Consider the following 14,866-nt stretch of genomic DNA (forward strand, 5'->3'; position numbering starts at 1 on the left):
GCGCCGGACACTGGTGCGAGCAGTGGTCTCCGGGGTGGGGACAGCCCTACCGCGTCACGGCCGGCTCTGCAGCCCGATCCGGTAGCGGTGGTGGTAATGCCTGCCGGTGACCCACAACTCGCCCGCCGTGTCCGGCACCGCCGCGATGCCCCCGATCACCTGGTCGCGGCCCGTCGGCACTTCGGCGATGGTGATGGCGGTGAGGTCGGCGTCCGCGACGACGGCGCCGGTGGCGAGGTCCACGCGGATCATCCAGTCCGTGCCGGTGACCGCCGCCCACACCTGCGGGCGGCCGTCGACGCTCACGCAGTGGAGCTCACCGAGCCGTGCGGTGGACCATTCACGGGTGACGACAGGCAGCTCGCGGACCAACGCGGCGGTGTCGCGATCGCGCAGCAGCAGTCTGGTGGTGCCGTCCGACTGGACGAGATTCGTCCCGTCGTAGCACAGTCCCCCGCTCTCGTCCTCGATCGTCACACGGCGTCGTTCCGCCAGTGACCGCGGATCCAGCAGCACCGCGGCACCTGCGCCGGTGCGCCACAGGCCGGCCGGTGTGAGTGCGATTCCGTTGCCCGGCGGCACGTTCCGCTGGGCTTGGACCTCACCGGTGAGAGGTGCCACCGCGCGGATCACCGGCCCCGTGTCCTCCACCAGGAGATCACCCACCAGTTCCAGGCCGCGTGCATCGGCCCGGTCGGTGGGGACGCGCGCGAGCACCTGGGCGCGGAAATGTCTTGAGGCAGAACGCAGGGCGGGCGGCGCGGGACTGGCCGTGGTCGCCGGTGCCGGGCTCACGTGGGCGACCCGCTGAGGAGCCGAACAGGCGGTGAGAGCCAGCAGTGCCGCAGCCACCGGGCAGAGAATTCTGTTGATGCGCAACGGTTTCACCGCGCCGATCATCGTGCCGCGCCGGCCGCCGTGCTTCCGCCGTCGCAGGTGAGCCCGCTGGGCCCGTTCACCCGCCAGGGGTGAGGCCGCCCTTGCCGTGTGCGGCCAAGCTGGGCGGACGATCCACTTTGGAGGCTGCCGTGACCGATGTGACAGTGCCGGCGGGACAACGACTGCTGGCCCGGCTCGCCTTCGTGACGGCGGGAACGGCCGTCGTGGTCGTGCTGGTCGCGGCAGGGGTGCGCGCCGGTCTCGGGCTGGTGCTGGTCGGTGGCGCGGGAACGGTGGTCGCACTGGTGGCCACCTGGTGGTTCCTCGCCCACCGCAGCCCGGTGCGCTGGCTGGCGGGGATCCTGATGCTGCTCGCACCCCTGACCGTGATCGTCCTGTACGTGCAGGCTCGCTTGGCTTGGGTGGTCGTGGTGTGTGCTCTGCTGTGGTCGGCGGCGCTGGCTTGTGGACGGCGCGCGCTCGCTCTGAGCGGTGGGCCGGGCCGTCCGGTCGAACTCGAGGTACCACCTCCCCGGCGGCCGTACCTGATCATGAACCCGAAGTCGGGCGGCGGGAAGGTCGGGCGGTTCGGTCTCGCACAACTGGCCAGGGGGCTCGGGGCGGAGGTCTGTGTGCTCGACGGACCACAGGACGTCTCCGTGCTCGCCCATCGGGCCGTCGACAACGGTGCCGACCTGCTCGGAGTGGCCGGGGGTGACGGCACCCAGGCGATCGTGGCGGGCATCGCGGCGGAACGCGGGGTGCCCTTCATGGTCATCTCCGCGGGCACCCGCAACCACTTCGCACTCGACCTCGGCCTGGACCGGAACGATCCCCGCCGCTGTCTCGACGCGCTCACCGACGGCACCGAGGTGCGGGTGGATCTCGGTGTGGCCGGGGACCGCGTCTTCGTCAACAACGCGTCGTTCGGCGCGTACGCCGAGGTTGTGCAGGACCCCGCCTACCGCGACGGCAAGACCCGGACGACGCTCAACCTGTTGCCCGGCCTGTTGACGGGGCCGCGGGCGGCGGTGCTGCGGGTGCAGGCGGACGAGGCCGGGCTCGCCGGGGCGCAGGCGGTGCTGGTCAGCAACAACCCGTACGGGTCGAGCGACTTGGCCGGGCTGGGACGCAGGCCGCGGTTGGACGGCGGCGTGCTGGGCGTGCTCGCGGTGACGGTGCGCAACGCGGCCGAAGCCGCCGGCCTGGTGCGCGGCCGGCGGCGGTCGAGTGCCGTGTTCCAGCGGACTGCGACGGAGGTCGTCATCACGGCGGACACACCGTCGTTGCCGGTCGGGCTGGACGGCGAGGCGGTCACGCTGCCGGCTCCCGTGCGGTGTGTGGTCAGGCCGGGTGCGCTGCGGGTGCGGGTGCCGCGCCACCGGCCCGGGGTGCCGTCGCACCGGCCGGAGCTGGACTGGGCGCGGCTGCGCGAACTGGCCCTGTCCTAGAGGTCTTGTCAGCGCCAGGACACTCGCCGAGCCGTGCGCCGGGCTACCCGGCGTGTTCCGAACATCCCGGGAACTGCCTCTGCTCGCCGTGCCGTGCGTCGTGCGGTGCGGCGGGCCACGCGGCGTGATCCGAACACGTCTGCCTCCTCATGAAGTCGATCCTGCTGTTTCCAGGTCGTGCAGTTGCCTGGCCTCCTCCGCGTTCACCAACCCGATCGCGATCAGGTCGAAGGGGCTGATGAAGCCGTCGGAGATGCGGAAGCCCCCGGCACGGGCGACGGCGTCGCGCAACGGCACGGCCCAGTGGTGTTCGATGAGCAGAAGCGCCGCCGCGCTGTCGTTGGGAATGTCGGCGAGCACGTCCCACGCGTCCGCGTCGTCGAACGGGTGCACGCCGCCTTTCTCTGCCGCAGACTCGGCTCCCACGACCGCACCGGCCTCCGCACCCGCCTCCCCCGCGGCGCCGAGACCGATCAGCGCGCCGATCTTGCCGCCCAGCTCGACCGCTTCCGCGGGCGACAGGGTGCTCAGGCGCTCGACCGCGATGTTGCCTCGCGGGTCCTTGTGGACGGCGAGAGCGTCGATCACCCGGATGGAGTCGGTCTTGCGCAGCTTCTCCAGTTCGGCGATCACCTCACCGCGGAAGTCCGGGTGTGTGAAGCCCAGCACGATCAGTTGGATCGGCCCGATGGCCATGCGACCCCTCCTCGACTCGATCAGTTGTCTCATCGTCGGGGCGCCCAGGCCTCGGTCACCTCATCCGCTGCGGGTGGAACGCACGGCGAACACGGTCACCGCACCGGGCTCGGCCGGGTCCGCGGCAGGAACGCGGCCGCCACCACGCCGCCCAGTGCGATCACCGCCAGCACGATCAGCGCCAGCGCGTACGAGCGTTCGGGTGTTCTGGTGATGCCGGCGACGAGGATGGTGCCCGCGATCGCGGCGCCGAGTGAGGACCCGAGGTTCGACACACTGCGGGACAGACCGGAGATCTCGCCCTGCAGTGCGTCCGGGAAGCTCGACTGCACGACGTTCACCGACGGGGTCAGCATCGCGCCGATGCCGAGCCCGATCAGGAAGAGGCCCGGCAGGAACGTCCACACCTGCGGCGAGATCGCGAGCAGGGCGAGGAAGAGCCCGATGCCCGCGACCGTGACGGCGAACCCGGTCAGGACGAGGCTGCGCTGCGTGTGCCGTTCCGCGAGGCGCTCGGCCAGCAACGACGCGAGCAGCACGCCCACCGTCGCCGCCGTGAGGATCAGGCCGGTCTGGATCGCGTTGTAGCCGCGCACCACCTGGAGGTAGGCCGAGACCACGAACGAGATGCCCATGAGCACGAGCCACTGCACGTTCTGGGTGACCAGGCCGAGGTTGGAGGTGCGGCTGCGGAACAACGCGGTCGACAGCAACGGCTCGACGCCCGCGCGTTCCTTGGCGCGCACCGAGTGGAAGAACCACACCAGGGTGAGAGAGCCGGCGACGAGCAACCCGGCCATCAGCCAGAGGTTGTCGTCCGCCGCCAGCACACCGGACACGACCAGGACGAGCCCCGTCGACGACAGCACGGCGCCGCGCACGTCGAACGGACGGGCCGGGTCCGGCGGCCCGGGATCCCTGACGTACCTGCGGCTCAGCACGAAGATCACCACGATCACCAGCGCCTGGAACAGGAACGCGACCCGCCAGCTGAGTGCCGTCGTGATGAGCCCGCCGATCAACGGTCCGGTGGCCGCGCCGATGCCCGCCATGCCGTTGATCGCACCGAACGCGCGGGCCCGCGCGGTGACGCCGCTGAACAGCATCGTCGCCAGGATGTAGACGGGCGGGATCAGCAGCGCGGTGCCGACACCTTCGAAGATCGAGTTGCCGAGGACGAGGACCGGCAGACCGGGTGCGAGCGCGCTCAACACGGCGCCGACACCGTACACGGCGAGGCCGGCGGTGAGACATCGCTTGCGGCCGTACCGGTCGGTGAGTTTGCCGCCGGGGATCATCAGCGCCGCCATGACCAGCAGGAAGATCGTGATCGCGAGTTGAACGCCGTGGACGGTGGTGTCCAGGTCACTGCTGATGTCGTTGATCATCACGTTCATGTTGGAGCCGGCGAAGCTGCAGATGAACTGGGCGAGGGCGAGAGGGACGAGCGCTTTGCGCAAGGCCTTGGAGTCCACCTGCGCAGACTCCAACGGCCACGTCCTGGCCGCTTCACCCGCCGCGAATGAGGCACCTCACCGGTGCTCCACCGCGGCGGGTGGTGTGCCGCCGGCCGCAAAGCTGTTGCGTCACAGGTGAACCGGAGCCACCGGTTCCGGTACGGCCGGATGCCGGCCTCGCCGTTCGCGTTCTTCCGCGGCGCGGCAGCGGTGATGGCCGGCGACCTCGCGAAGATCCCGTTCTCCGGTCTGACCTGCCAGCTCAGCGGAGACGCACACGTGAGCAACTTCGGGGTCTTCGCCTCCCCGGAGCGGCAACTGGTGTTCGACCTCGACGACTTCGACGAGACATCTCCCGGCCCGTGGGAGTGGGACGTCAAGCGCCTCGCGGCCAGCCTCGCCGTCGGCCGGTACCGCTCGGCGATGATCCGCTTCGCCGAGCAGGGTCATCTCGAGGTGTGGTACGCGCACGCCGGTGTCGACGAGGTGGAGATCCTCCTCGAGGAACACGGAGACAAGGCCAAGAAGCGCCGTTTCGCGCAGGAGCAAGCGAAAGCCCGCGCGCGGGTCAGCCTGCAGGCCTGCCGCAAGCTGACCTCCGTTGTCGACGGACGTCGGCGCATCGCCGCGGACCCGCCGCTCCTGGTGCCGCTGGGCCACCTGCTTCCCGACACCGACCGGGCGGATCTGGAGCTCCTGGTCCAGGACCTCCTCGCCGGCTACACCGCCACTCTGTCCGTCGATCGGCGTCATCTGATGAACGGGTTCCAGTTCGTCGACATGGCGCGCAAGGTCGTCGGAGTCGGCAGTGTCGGGACCCGGTGCTGGGTCGTGCTGCTGCACGGGCGTGACGAGAACGATCCGCTTTTCCTGCAGGTGAAAGAGGCGTCGCGATCAGTTCTCGCGGACCACCTGCCCACCGTCGCGAGCGCGAACCACTCCAGCGACGGCGAGCGGGTCGTGACCGGGCAGCGGCTGATGCAGGCCGTCAGCGACATCTTCCTGGGCTGGCGGACCGCCGCAGGCATCGACGGACTCACCAGGGACTTCTACGTCCGGCAGTTGCGCGACTGGAAGGGCTCGGCCTCGGTCGAGACCATGGACGCGGCCGGTCTGCGGCTGTACGGCGCGCTGTGCGGGTGGACGTTGGCCAGAGCGCACGCGCGCACCGGCGACCGGATCGCGATGGCCGCGTACCTCGACGACGGCAAGGCCTTCGACATCGCGCTGGCCGAGTTCGCCGAGAGCTACGCGGATCGCAACGAGCAGGACTACCGGCTGCTGGTGCAGGCAGCGAAGTCAGGACGCACAACTGTACGAAGTGGACTGTGATGATCCCCGCCAGGAACCGCACTCCGTCCTAGGAGACCAAGAATGTGCCGATGGCTCGCGTACTCCGGTCCCCCTGTCCTGCTGGAGGAGCTCCTCTACGTTCCGGCGAACTCGCTCGTCGCGCAGAGCAAGCACTCCCGGCTGGGAGTGGAGACCACCAACGGTGACGGCTTCGGCGTCGGCTGGTACGCGACCGCGCCGGCGCCGGGTCTGTTCCTCAGCACGGAACCCGCTTGGAACAACCGCAACCTGCGCGAGCTCGCGGCGCAGATCACGGCGGGTGTCGTCTTCGCGCACATCCGCGCGTCCACCGGCACAGCGATCCAGCAGACGAACTGCCACCCCTTCCGGCACGGTCGCCGGCTGTGGATGCACAACGGCCTCATCGCCGAGTTCCCCTTGGTGCGCAGGGAACTCGCGTTGGTGGTCGATCCCTCGCTCTACGCCGGGACAGCACCGACATCACGACGCTGCAACAGCAGTACCCGGACAACCCCGCACTGCACTCGCTCTCCGCCGACACGCGGCTCGTGGTGTCCGAGCCGCTGGGCGATCTGCACGGCGTCTGGCGCGAGATGCCCGAGTCGACCTGCGTCGTCACGCGCGACGGCGTCCAGGAACTCCTCGAGTTCCGGCCTCGCCACTGACCTGATCACCGCACCCGCTAGTTGGCTCTCACACGTCTGGTGTCGTACGCCCACATCGCGATCTCCACGCGGTTGCGTGCGCCGAGCTTGGTCATCAACGACGCGACGTGGTACTTGACCGTGCTCAGGCCGACGAAGAGCTCGGTGGCGATCTCGGCGTTGGTCCGGCCCCGTGCCACCAGCGCGAGCACCTCCTCCTCGCGCTCGGTGAGCGGGTCGACGGGCTGGACCGGTACCGCCGGCGCCTGGTCGGCGAAGATCGCCAGCAACCGACCGGTGACGTTGGGGGCGATCAACGCGTCCCCGTTGGCCGCCGCGTGGATGGCCTGCACGAGCAGCGCCGGACCGGCGTCCTTGAGCAGGAAGCCGCGGGCGCCGGCGCGCAGGGCGCCGAGGACGTACTCGTCGAGGTCGAAGGTGGTGATCACGACGACCGCCATCGGGTCCGTCACGGCCGATCCGGCCAGGCGCCGCGTCACTTCGACGCCGTCGAGCCCAGGCATCCGGATGTCGATGAGGAGGACGTCGGGACGCAGCCGGGTCGCCAGGTCGAGCGCTGCGAGTCCGTCCGCCGCCTCCCCCACGACCTCGATGTCGGGTTGCGCGCCGAGGATCATCACCAGCCCGGTCCGGACCAGGTCCTGGTCGTCGGCCACGACAACACGGATGCTCACGCCACCACCTCCGCCGGCAGCACGGCCTCGACCACCCAGCCACCCTCGGACCCCGGCCCGGCAGAAAGCGATCCGCCGAGGAGCTGGGCGCGCTCGGCCATGCCCAGCAAGCCGAACCCGGCCTCCGGAGCCGGCCCCGGCTCGGTCCGTCCGTCGTCGCTGACACGCAGCCTGACGGCGTCACCCTCCCTGAGCACGTCGATCTCGACGCGGGTCGCGCTCCGGGCGTGCCGCACGGCGTTGGTCAGCGACTCCTGCGCGAGCCGGTACAGCGCGGCGTCCACGGGTCGTGCCAGCCGGGTCAGCGAACCGTGCAGCGAGACCTCGACGGTGAGCGTCGCGTCGGCGCGCGCCAGAGCAGGCAGATCCGCCACCCCCAGCTGCGGCGAGTAGGCGACGGTTTCCTCGTCCCGCAGCACCCGCACCATGGATCTCATCTCCGCCAGAGTCCGCGACGCCTCGGACTCGATCGCGGCCAGGACCTCGGCAGCCTTCTCGGGCTGAATGCCGGCGACCACGCCACCCGCCTGCGCCTGCACCGCGATGGCCGACACGTGGTGGGCGACTGTGTCGTGCAGCTCCCGCGCCAGCGCCACCCGCTCCTGATTGCGGATCTCGCGCTGTTGGCGGTGCCAGAGGTCCGCGCGGTAGCGGAACACCGCCGCGAGGGCGACGACCAACAGCAAGAGGACACACCCGCCGAAGAAGTCGGCCCAGCCCGCGGAGGAGACGTACATCCCCAGCGCGACGACGACTGTCACGAACGCCGTCCCCCAGACCATCTCCCGTCCCGAGCCCCACCGCACCAGGGAGTAGAGCAGGATCAGGACGGCCGTCGTGGAGTAGAGGCCGAGATCCCCGGTGCGCGCAGCCAGCTGGAGAACCGAGAGCAGCCCGACGACGCCCCACCCGACCACAGCGGCCACCAGAGGACGACCCCGCCGCCAGAGCAGCGCAGGCGTCAGCGTCAGGGCGAGCACCGTGACGAGGGGTTGCCAGGCCAACCCCGGCCGAGCGATGCCCTCGACCAGGGTGGCAGCCACGAACACGCCCACCAGCAGCCAGTCGAGCCGACCGACGGGTGGCGCGTCAGCAGGCCGCGGCTCACGAGAGATGGAGCGCCAGACAGTGACCACCGCTCCAGCCTAGGGATCTGCGCGCCTCGGCGGACCAGCCGAAAGAACAGGACGGAGACCGTGCCATCGGCCAGGCGAACCCAAGCCTCCGGGCCGGGGTGCCCGCCGCCGGGCTCAGCGATCGTGAACCCACCGATCTTCACCACAACAACGGAGCCCACGATGAGAACACGACCCAACGCCACACTGGAAGACCAGCGGATCCCGGTGAGAGCCAAGCTCGCCGCAACGTGGACCAGCTTCATGTTCCTGTACGCCTACGTGGACATTCTCAACTTCTACACGCCCGGCGTCATCGAAGACATCCTCAACGGCAAGGTCTTCAAGTTCGACCTCTCCCAGACCTTCTCGACCACGGCGCTGACCCTCATGGCCATCCCGATCCTCATGGTCGTCCTGTCGATGACGCTGCCCGCCCGGGCGAACCGCATCACCAACCTCACCGTCGCCTCGCTCTACGCCCCCGTCACGGCGTTCAACGCGACGGGCGAATCCTGGCTGTACTTCTACGGCCTCGGCGTCGCCCTGGAACTGGCCCTTCTCGCCCTCATCGTGCGGTATGCCTGGACCTGGCCCCGCACCACACCGTCGGCGACTGGCCCGGACCGTGAAACCGTTCGCGCTCAACAACAAGCGTGAACCCAAGCGCGGCAACGTCCTGACCCCGCCGGAACCTGCAGCACGCCGCATCTCCGGACCACTTGCGGCGTAACAAATCCACCGCCCCTCGCACCATCGGAGGGAGGGGCGCGACGGCCGCCGAAGGTCAACCCCAGAACAGCAAGAAACCCGCCTGACCAGCGGAATTCGCTCGGTCAGACGGGTTCTACCTACAAGTGGAGCTGAGGGGACTCGAACCCCTGACCCTCACACTGCCAGTGTGATGCGCTACCAGCTGCGCCACAGCCCCTTGAAGGTCCACGTTTCCGGGAGGTTTCCCTCTCGTTCTCGTGTGGCAATACCGTACATCACCCGTGCCACAAGATAAAAATCGGGGGTACCCGAACCGCATTCGGCCTGGTAGGGCCGGGTGATACCCACCGGAGCCCCGCCGACCCGAAGATCGAGTGCATGGACCCCGAGGCCCGTCGCGAGCTGCGCAAACGCCGCCGCAGAGACCTTGCAGGCCGCCTCTTGAGCACCAACAGCTTCCGGGCGCCAGGCGGAGAGAAGTTGGAGTGACGCGCGGCACAGCCGTCGAGTCCACACAGGACATCACGAAGAACACAGCGCCTGGCCCAATACGAACAGGGCCAGGCGCTGATCGACAGGCTTACTTGGTCAGGTCGGACAGCCAGTTCTTGTTGTCCAGGTCGACGAGCTTGCCGTTCGCGGCAACGCTCGGCGTCCCGCGGAAGCGACCGGTGTCCGCGTCCTTCAGCACAGGATCGTTGCTGGTCTTGGACATCAGCTCGTCGAGCTGCGCCTTGTAGGTCTGGTTCTGCACGCAGGACTCGAAGCCGGCCGACGTGACGCCGAGGTCCTTGCCCAGCTTGATGAGCTGGTCCTTGGTGTAGCCGGCTTCGCCTTCCTCCGGCTGCGCGCCGAACAGCGCCGCGTGGAACTCGTTGAACTTGCCGCCGTCGGCCACGCACAGCGCGGCGTTGGCCGACTCGGTCGAGTAGCCCTCGGGCTTCGAGAGGCGGTTCAGCATCGGCAGGATGTTGTAGCGGACCTTGACCTTGCCGTCCTCGACCGCCTTCTTGATGTCCGAGCCGTAGGTCTTCTCGAACGTGCCGCAGATCGGGCAGAGGAAGTCCTCGTACACGTCGATCGTCACGGTCGCGGTGTCCTTGCCGACCAGCACGGAGCTGCCGTCGCGGACCGCGGGCGCCGAGATGATGTGGTCCGGGGACGTCTGCGGGATCGCGCCGTCGGACGCTGGGTTCGAGGACTTCGTCGACTGGAACACGACGTAGCCGATGACGGCGATGGCCAGCACCGCTACGACGGCCACGCCTGCGATGATCTTGGTTCGGTCCGAACCGCCCGTCGAACGGGCCTGGGCCACCGCACGCGCGGCCTGCTTCTTCTTCCGCGCACTGCGCTCTGCTCCACCCACGGCGACGAGGGTAGCGACACAAACTAAAGGAAAGCTGAGTACCCGATCACGCTTCCGGGTGGCGTGGCTTGCCGCCGACCCGTTCGCCGGTCGGGATCTCGGCGCTCTCGTCGAGGCAGCCGCACTCGGGAGCAACGGCCTCGGCCGTGTGCTCCTCCTCGTGCGTGGGCAGGGTCTCGGGGGCGACGAACCAGAAGCCGACGGCCAGCAGGAGCGACGCGCCGGTGATGGCGAACGAGGCTTCGAAGCCGAACGAGTCGGCCAGCAGACCGGCGCACATCGGGCCGATGATCGCGCCCAGGTCGGTCACCATCTGGAAGCCCGCCAGGACCGGGCCGCCCTTGCCCTTGGCGCCGATCACGTCGGCGACCACGGCGTTCTGCGGCGGGTTCAGCAGGCCGGCGCCCATACCCGCGATCAGCGACGCGGCCATGAACATCCACATGTCACCGGTGAAGCCCATCCAGATCGTCGCGAGGCCGCTCACCACCAGGCCGGCGACGGCGACGGGTTTGCGGCCGCGGGTGTCGGCGATCTTGCCGGACAGGAACAGCATCGACGCGTTGCCGGCGGCGAACACCGACATCGAGATGCCCGCCACGGCCGCGCTGTGGTGCAACGCCTCGATGACGAACACCGGCACCAACGAGATCCGCACGCCGAACACGGCCCAGCCGTTCGCGAACCCGGACGCGAGCGCCGCCCGGTACGCCCGGTGCCGCACCGCCTCGCGGACCGTCATCGGGACGTCTTTGTTGGTCTTGTCGAGAGCGGCGAGAGTCGAACGGCGCAGGAAGAACCAGACCACGAACGCAGCGAGGCACAGCAACAGGCCGTACGACACGAACGGCACCCACACGCCGAACGGCACGAGGCCGGCACCGACGATCGGGCCGCACACGTTGCCGACGAGGAAGCCCGCCGCCCACAGCCCGGACGCCCGCCCCCGCATCGGCGCCGGCGTGATGCGGATCAACAGGCCCAGCGCGGCCACCGTGAACATCGTCGACCCGATGCCGGCCAGCGCGCGCCACCCCAGCATCTCGGGATAGCTCGACGAGAAGCCCGACAGCGCGGTGCCGACGGCCACGATGAGGATGCCGACGATGTAGACGTGCGGTTCGCCGAACTTGTTGACGAGTCGGCCGCTCATCGGCGCGAACGCCAGTCGCACGAACGCGAACGTGCTGATCAGAGCCGCGACAGCGGTGTGACCGACGCCGAACGACGCGGCGTACACCGGCAGCACCGGTGCCACGATCCCGAACCCGATGGCGATGATGAAGCTCGCCGCGACCAGAACCCACACCTCGACCGGTAACCGCTCGCGCACACAGCCTCCTTTAGCCCTGCTAAGGATATGTCACGCGGCAACTAAATAACTCAGTCGAGCAGCTCATCCACTCTGCGTACATATGCCGTCACGGGATAGGCGGCCATGAACCCGCACGCCTCGGCGAACCGCTCCCCCGGACCCTCGTCCACCTGCGACGCGACCAGATGAGCACCAGCCGAACGCAGCGCCGCAGCAGCAGACACCACCAACGAGCGCCCAACGCCACGCCGCCGCCGTGCCGGACGCACGACGCACTGCTCGACCAACCCCACACCGCGTTCGGCGAACCCCGACACGAACCCGCCGATCCGGTCGCCGTCGTCCACCACCAACAACGAACAACGCGGATCGTCCAATCGATGCCCGAGCCACCGCGTCAACCTGTCCCGGTTGCCGACCAGCTCGTCCGACAGCAGCTCGACGATCCCCGGCAGGTCCCCGTCGACAGCCCGCCTGACCTCGGACGCCACCGAAGCAGGCCCGCGATGAACCACGGTCAACAACTCCTCGACCGCGTACCAGCCGGAGTCGTCGGCGATCCCCTCGATCTCGTCCACGGTCGTCGGCGACGCGTACACCACCGCCTCGGCACGTCCCACGTCCGCGAACGTCTGCTCCAGCTGCAACAACGTGGACGCGACCTCGACCGACGAGCCGTCCAGCGCGCAGCCGAAGTTCCCGGACGGCAGCGGGTTCTCGCGGTTGATCACGACCGCCGCGCACCCGACCCTGCCGACCTTGCCGTAGCGCACCGCACCGGACGCGAGCCGCGCTCCCTCCACCAGGATCGCGAGCGACCGCGCCTGGTACGGGTCCAGCAGCTCCGGGTCGTCGGGATCGCGCAACGGGTCAACCATGGCTTCACCCTGACACACTCAACGATGTGCACCTGCCTGATCTCCCGGTGAAGTCGGTCCTGCCCGAACTCCTCAAAACGCTCGACGACCACGGAGCAGCCGTGCTCGTCGCCCCACCGGGCACCGGCAAGACCACGCTCGTCCCGCTCGCCCTCGAAGGCAAGATCGTCGTCGCCGAGCCGCGCAGAATCGCCGCGAGAGCAGCCGCCGCACGCATGGCGAGCCTCCTCGGCGAACCCGTGGGCCACACCGTCGGCTACTCGGTCCGCGGCGACCGCAAGACCAGCAGGCACACCCGGATCGAGGTCGTGACCAGCGGGCTTCTCGTCCGCAGGCTCCAGCACGACCAGGAGCTCGAGGGCGTGGGCACCGTCCTGCTCGACGAGTGCCACGAACGCCACCTCGACGCCGACCTGCTCCTCACGCTCCTCCTGGACGCCAAGGCGGGCCTGCGCCCTGACCTCAAGCTCCTGGCCACGAGCGCGACCGTTGCCGCGCAGCGGCTCTCCGACCTGCTCAACGCACCGGTCCTGCACAGCGAGTCGCGCATGTACCCGACGGAGATGACCTACGTCCCGCCGGCGCGCAACGAGCACATCGAGAACACCGTCGCCAGGGCCATCAACAGGGCCCTGTCCGAAGTGGACGGCGACGTCCTCGCGTTCCTGCCCGGTGTGAGAGAAATCAACCGGACGGCGAGCCTGCTCAACGCCGACACCGTGATCCTGCACGGCCAGCTCAACGCCCAGACGCAGGACGCCGCCCTGAAACCCGGCAGCCGCCAACGGGTCGTGCTCGCCACGAGCATCGCCGAGTCGAGCCTCACCGTCCCCGGCGTGCGCGCGGTCGTCGACGCCGGCCTCGCCCGCGTGCCCAGGGTCGACCACCGGCGGGGTCTCGCCGGGCTCACCACGATCCGCGTCTCCCAGGCCGTGGCCGACCAGCGCGCTGGACGAGCGGGACGTGAAGCCCCCGGCCGCGTCTACCGCTGCTGGCCCGAGCACGAGCACTCGACGCTGCCCCGCTACCCGGAGCCGGAGATCCGCACGGCCGACCTGACCAGGCTCGCCCTGGAACTCGCGGTGTGGGGCACGCCGGACGGCACCGGTCTGAACTGGTGGGACGCCCCGCCGGAGGGTGCGCTCAAGGCCGCGCAGGAGACCCTGAACGCGCTCGGCGCACTCGAACCGGACCGCCGTGACCGCATCGCGAACGTCGGCCTGCACCCCCGGCTCGGCCGCGCGCTCATCGACGGCAGCGCGCTGGCGGGCAACCGCACGGCAGCCGAGGTCGTGGCCCTGCTCGACGACAGCACCCACCCCGGTACGACGGACCTGGCGACCGCGTTGAAAGCCCCCGGCAAGTGGCGCAAGGAAGCCAAGAAGCTCGAGAAGCTCGGCAGCAACCCGGCGGGCAACGGCGACCCGGCGCTCGTCGTGGCACTCGCCTACCCGGAACGGCTGGCGAAACGCCGGTCCAAGAACAGCACCGTCTACCTGATGGCCAACGGCACGGCCGTCGAGCACACCGACTCGCACGCCAAGTGGCTGGCCGTCGCGATCGCCGACCGCGAACCGGGCAGCAAGCACGGCCGCATCCGGCTCGCCGCCCCCGCCGACGAAGAGCTCGCCGTCACCGCCGCCGCGGCCCTGGTGCACACCGAAGACGACATCCGGTGGAACGGCGACGTGATCGCGAACAGCGTCCGCAAGCTCGGCGCGATCACGCTCGACGAACGCAAGCTCACCGACCTCGCCAAGTCCCAGCAGGCACTCCGCATGGGCCTCGAAGCCGAAGGCCTGGGCCTGCTCAAGTGGACCGACGCCGCCAAACGCTTGCGCGAGCGCATGGCGTTCCTGCACCGCACCCGCGACTGGCCGAGCGTCGACGACGAGAGCCTGATCAAAGCGATCGACCTAGGCCAGGCGAAGAAGCGCTCCGACCTGGCCAAGATCGACACCACCGGGTTGCTGCGCAGCCTGCTGCCGTGGCCGGAGGCGGCCGAGTTCGACCAGCTCGCCCCGGAACGCATCGGCCAGGGCAAGGTCGACTACACCCAGGACCAGCCCGCACTGCACGTCCGCATCCAGGACGCCATGAAGTGGGCCGACACACCGCAGATCGCGGGCGTTCCCGTCGTGGTGCACCTGCTCTCCCCCGCGGGCCGTCCCACCGCCGTGACCAGCGATCTCAGGACCTTCTGGCGCAACGGCTACCTGCGGGTGCGCAGTGAGCTCAAGGGCAGGTATCCCAAGCACCACTGGCCCGAGCGGCCCTACGACAGGAGCAGATGAGCGACCGCCTTGAACCATTAGGAATCGAACAACGTTATTGTTGTC

Annotated in this window: 13 protein-coding genes, 1 tRNA gene and 1 pseudogene; 6 read left to right on the top strand and 9 right to left on the bottom strand. The window is 69.4% G+C overall.

Annotated features, from left to right (window positions below):
- Positions 1 to 54 precede the first annotated feature (54 nt).
- The gene (locus ACFOWZ_RS28650; RefSeq protein WP_382377020.1) at positions 55 to 852 is read right to left on the bottom strand and encodes a glutaminyl-peptide cyclotransferase; all 798 of its coding nucleotides are present in this window, start codon (positions 850 to 852) and stop codon (positions 55 to 57) included.
- A gap of 176 nt (positions 853 to 1,028) precedes the next feature.
- Here ACFOWZ_RS28650 and ACFOWZ_RS28655 point away from each other — a divergent pair, with 176 nt between their 5' ends.
- Positions 1,029 to 2,330, top strand: a complete 1,302-nt coding sequence (locus ACFOWZ_RS28655; RefSeq protein ID WP_382377021.1) for a diacylglycerol/lipid kinase family protein — start codon at positions 1,029 to 1,031, stop codon at positions 2,328 to 2,330.
- Positions 2,331 to 2,477: 147 nt separating this feature from the next.
- On the opposite strand, the gene ACFOWZ_RS28660 is transcribed toward ACFOWZ_RS28655, so the two are convergent.
- Complete coding sequence (locus ACFOWZ_RS28660; RefSeq protein WP_382377022.1) at positions 2,478 to 3,026, bottom strand: hypothetical protein; 549 nt, start codon at positions 3,024 to 3,026, stop codon at positions 2,478 to 2,480.
- Positions 3,027 to 3,121: 95 nt separating this feature from the next.
- Complete coding sequence (locus ACFOWZ_RS28665) at positions 3,122 to 4,501, bottom strand: MFS transporter (protein ID WP_382377023.1); 1,380 nt, start codon at positions 4,499 to 4,501, stop codon at positions 3,122 to 3,124.
- Positions 4,502 to 4,618: 117 nt separating this feature from the next.
- Here ACFOWZ_RS28665 and ACFOWZ_RS28670 point away from each other — a divergent pair, with 117 nt between their 5' ends.
- The 3 genes and pseudogenes from ACFOWZ_RS28670 (at position 4,619) to ACFOWZ_RS28680 (ending at position 6,462) form a co-directional block, all read left to right on the top strand.
- Positions 4,619 to 5,815, top strand: a complete 1,197-nt coding sequence (locus tag ACFOWZ_RS28670) for a DUF2252 domain-containing protein (RefSeq protein ID WP_382377025.1) — start codon at positions 4,619 to 4,621, stop codon at positions 5,813 to 5,815.
- 42 nt (positions 5,816 to 5,857) lie between these two features.
- A pseudogene (locus ACFOWZ_RS28675) lies at positions 5,858 to 6,148 on the top strand (class II glutamine amidotransferase); the annotation flags it as partial.
- 32 nt (positions 6,149 to 6,180) lie between these two features.
- On the top strand, positions 6,181 to 6,462 hold the full coding sequence (locus ACFOWZ_RS28680) for a hypothetical protein (RefSeq protein WP_382377070.1): 282 nt from the start codon (positions 6,181 to 6,183) through the stop codon (positions 6,460 to 6,462).
- Between the two features lie 17 nt (positions 6,463 to 6,479).
- On the opposite strand, the gene ACFOWZ_RS28685 is transcribed toward ACFOWZ_RS28680, so the two are convergent.
- Both ACFOWZ_RS28685 and ACFOWZ_RS28690 read right to left on the bottom strand, forming a co-directional pair.
- Positions 6,480 to 7,136, bottom strand: a complete 657-nt coding sequence (locus ACFOWZ_RS28685) for a response regulator (RefSeq protein WP_382377026.1) — start codon at positions 7,134 to 7,136, stop codon at positions 6,480 to 6,482.
- The gene (locus tag ACFOWZ_RS28690; protein WP_382377027.1) at positions 7,133 to 8,272 is read right to left on the bottom strand and encodes a sensor histidine kinase; all 1,140 of its coding nucleotides are present in this window, start codon (positions 8,270 to 8,272) and stop codon (positions 7,133 to 7,135) included. Before ACFOWZ_RS28690 ends, ACFOWZ_RS28685 begins: the two co-directional genes overlap by 4 nt.
- 162 nt (positions 8,273 to 8,434) lie before the next feature.
- Here ACFOWZ_RS28690 and ACFOWZ_RS28695 point away from each other — a divergent pair, with 162 nt between their 5' ends.
- On the top strand, positions 8,435 to 8,911 hold the full coding sequence (locus ACFOWZ_RS28695) for a DUF6326 family protein (protein WP_382377028.1): 477 nt from the start codon (positions 8,435 to 8,437) through the stop codon (positions 8,909 to 8,911).
- A gap of 198 nt (positions 8,912 to 9,109) precedes the next feature.
- Here the strand turns inward: ACFOWZ_RS28695 and ACFOWZ_RS28700 are convergent.
- From ACFOWZ_RS28700 to ACFOWZ_RS28715, 4 genes are all read right to left on the bottom strand, one after another.
- Positions 9,110 to 9,182, bottom strand: a tRNA-Ala gene (locus ACFOWZ_RS28700).
- A gap of 363 nt (positions 9,183 to 9,545) precedes the next feature.
- Complete coding sequence (locus ACFOWZ_RS28705; RefSeq protein WP_382377029.1) at positions 9,546 to 10,334, bottom strand: DsbA family protein; 789 nt, start codon at positions 10,332 to 10,334, stop codon at positions 9,546 to 9,548.
- 46 nt (positions 10,335 to 10,380) lie between these two features.
- Entirely contained in the window at positions 10,381 to 11,667 is a 1,287-nt protein-coding gene (locus ACFOWZ_RS28710) for an MFS transporter (protein WP_382377030.1), read from the bottom strand.
- A 50-nt stretch (positions 11,668 to 11,717) separates the two neighbouring features.
- Complete coding sequence (locus ACFOWZ_RS28715) at positions 11,718 to 12,527, bottom strand: GNAT family N-acetyltransferase (protein ID WP_382377031.1); 810 nt, start codon at positions 12,525 to 12,527, stop codon at positions 11,718 to 11,720.
- Between the two features lie 26 nt (positions 12,528 to 12,553).
- On the opposite strand from ACFOWZ_RS28715, the gene hrpB reads away from it, so the two are divergent.
- Entirely contained in the window at positions 12,554 to 14,821 is a 2,268-nt protein-coding gene (hrpB, locus tag ACFOWZ_RS28720) for an ATP-dependent helicase HrpB (protein WP_382377032.1), read from the top strand.
- Positions 14,822 to 14,866 lie beyond the last annotated feature (45 nt).

It is taken from the genome of Lentzea rhizosphaerae (assembly GCF_042649515.1).
Classification (GTDB): domain Bacteria; phylum Actinomycetota; class Actinomycetes; order Mycobacteriales; family Pseudonocardiaceae; genus Lentzea; species Lentzea aerocolonigenes.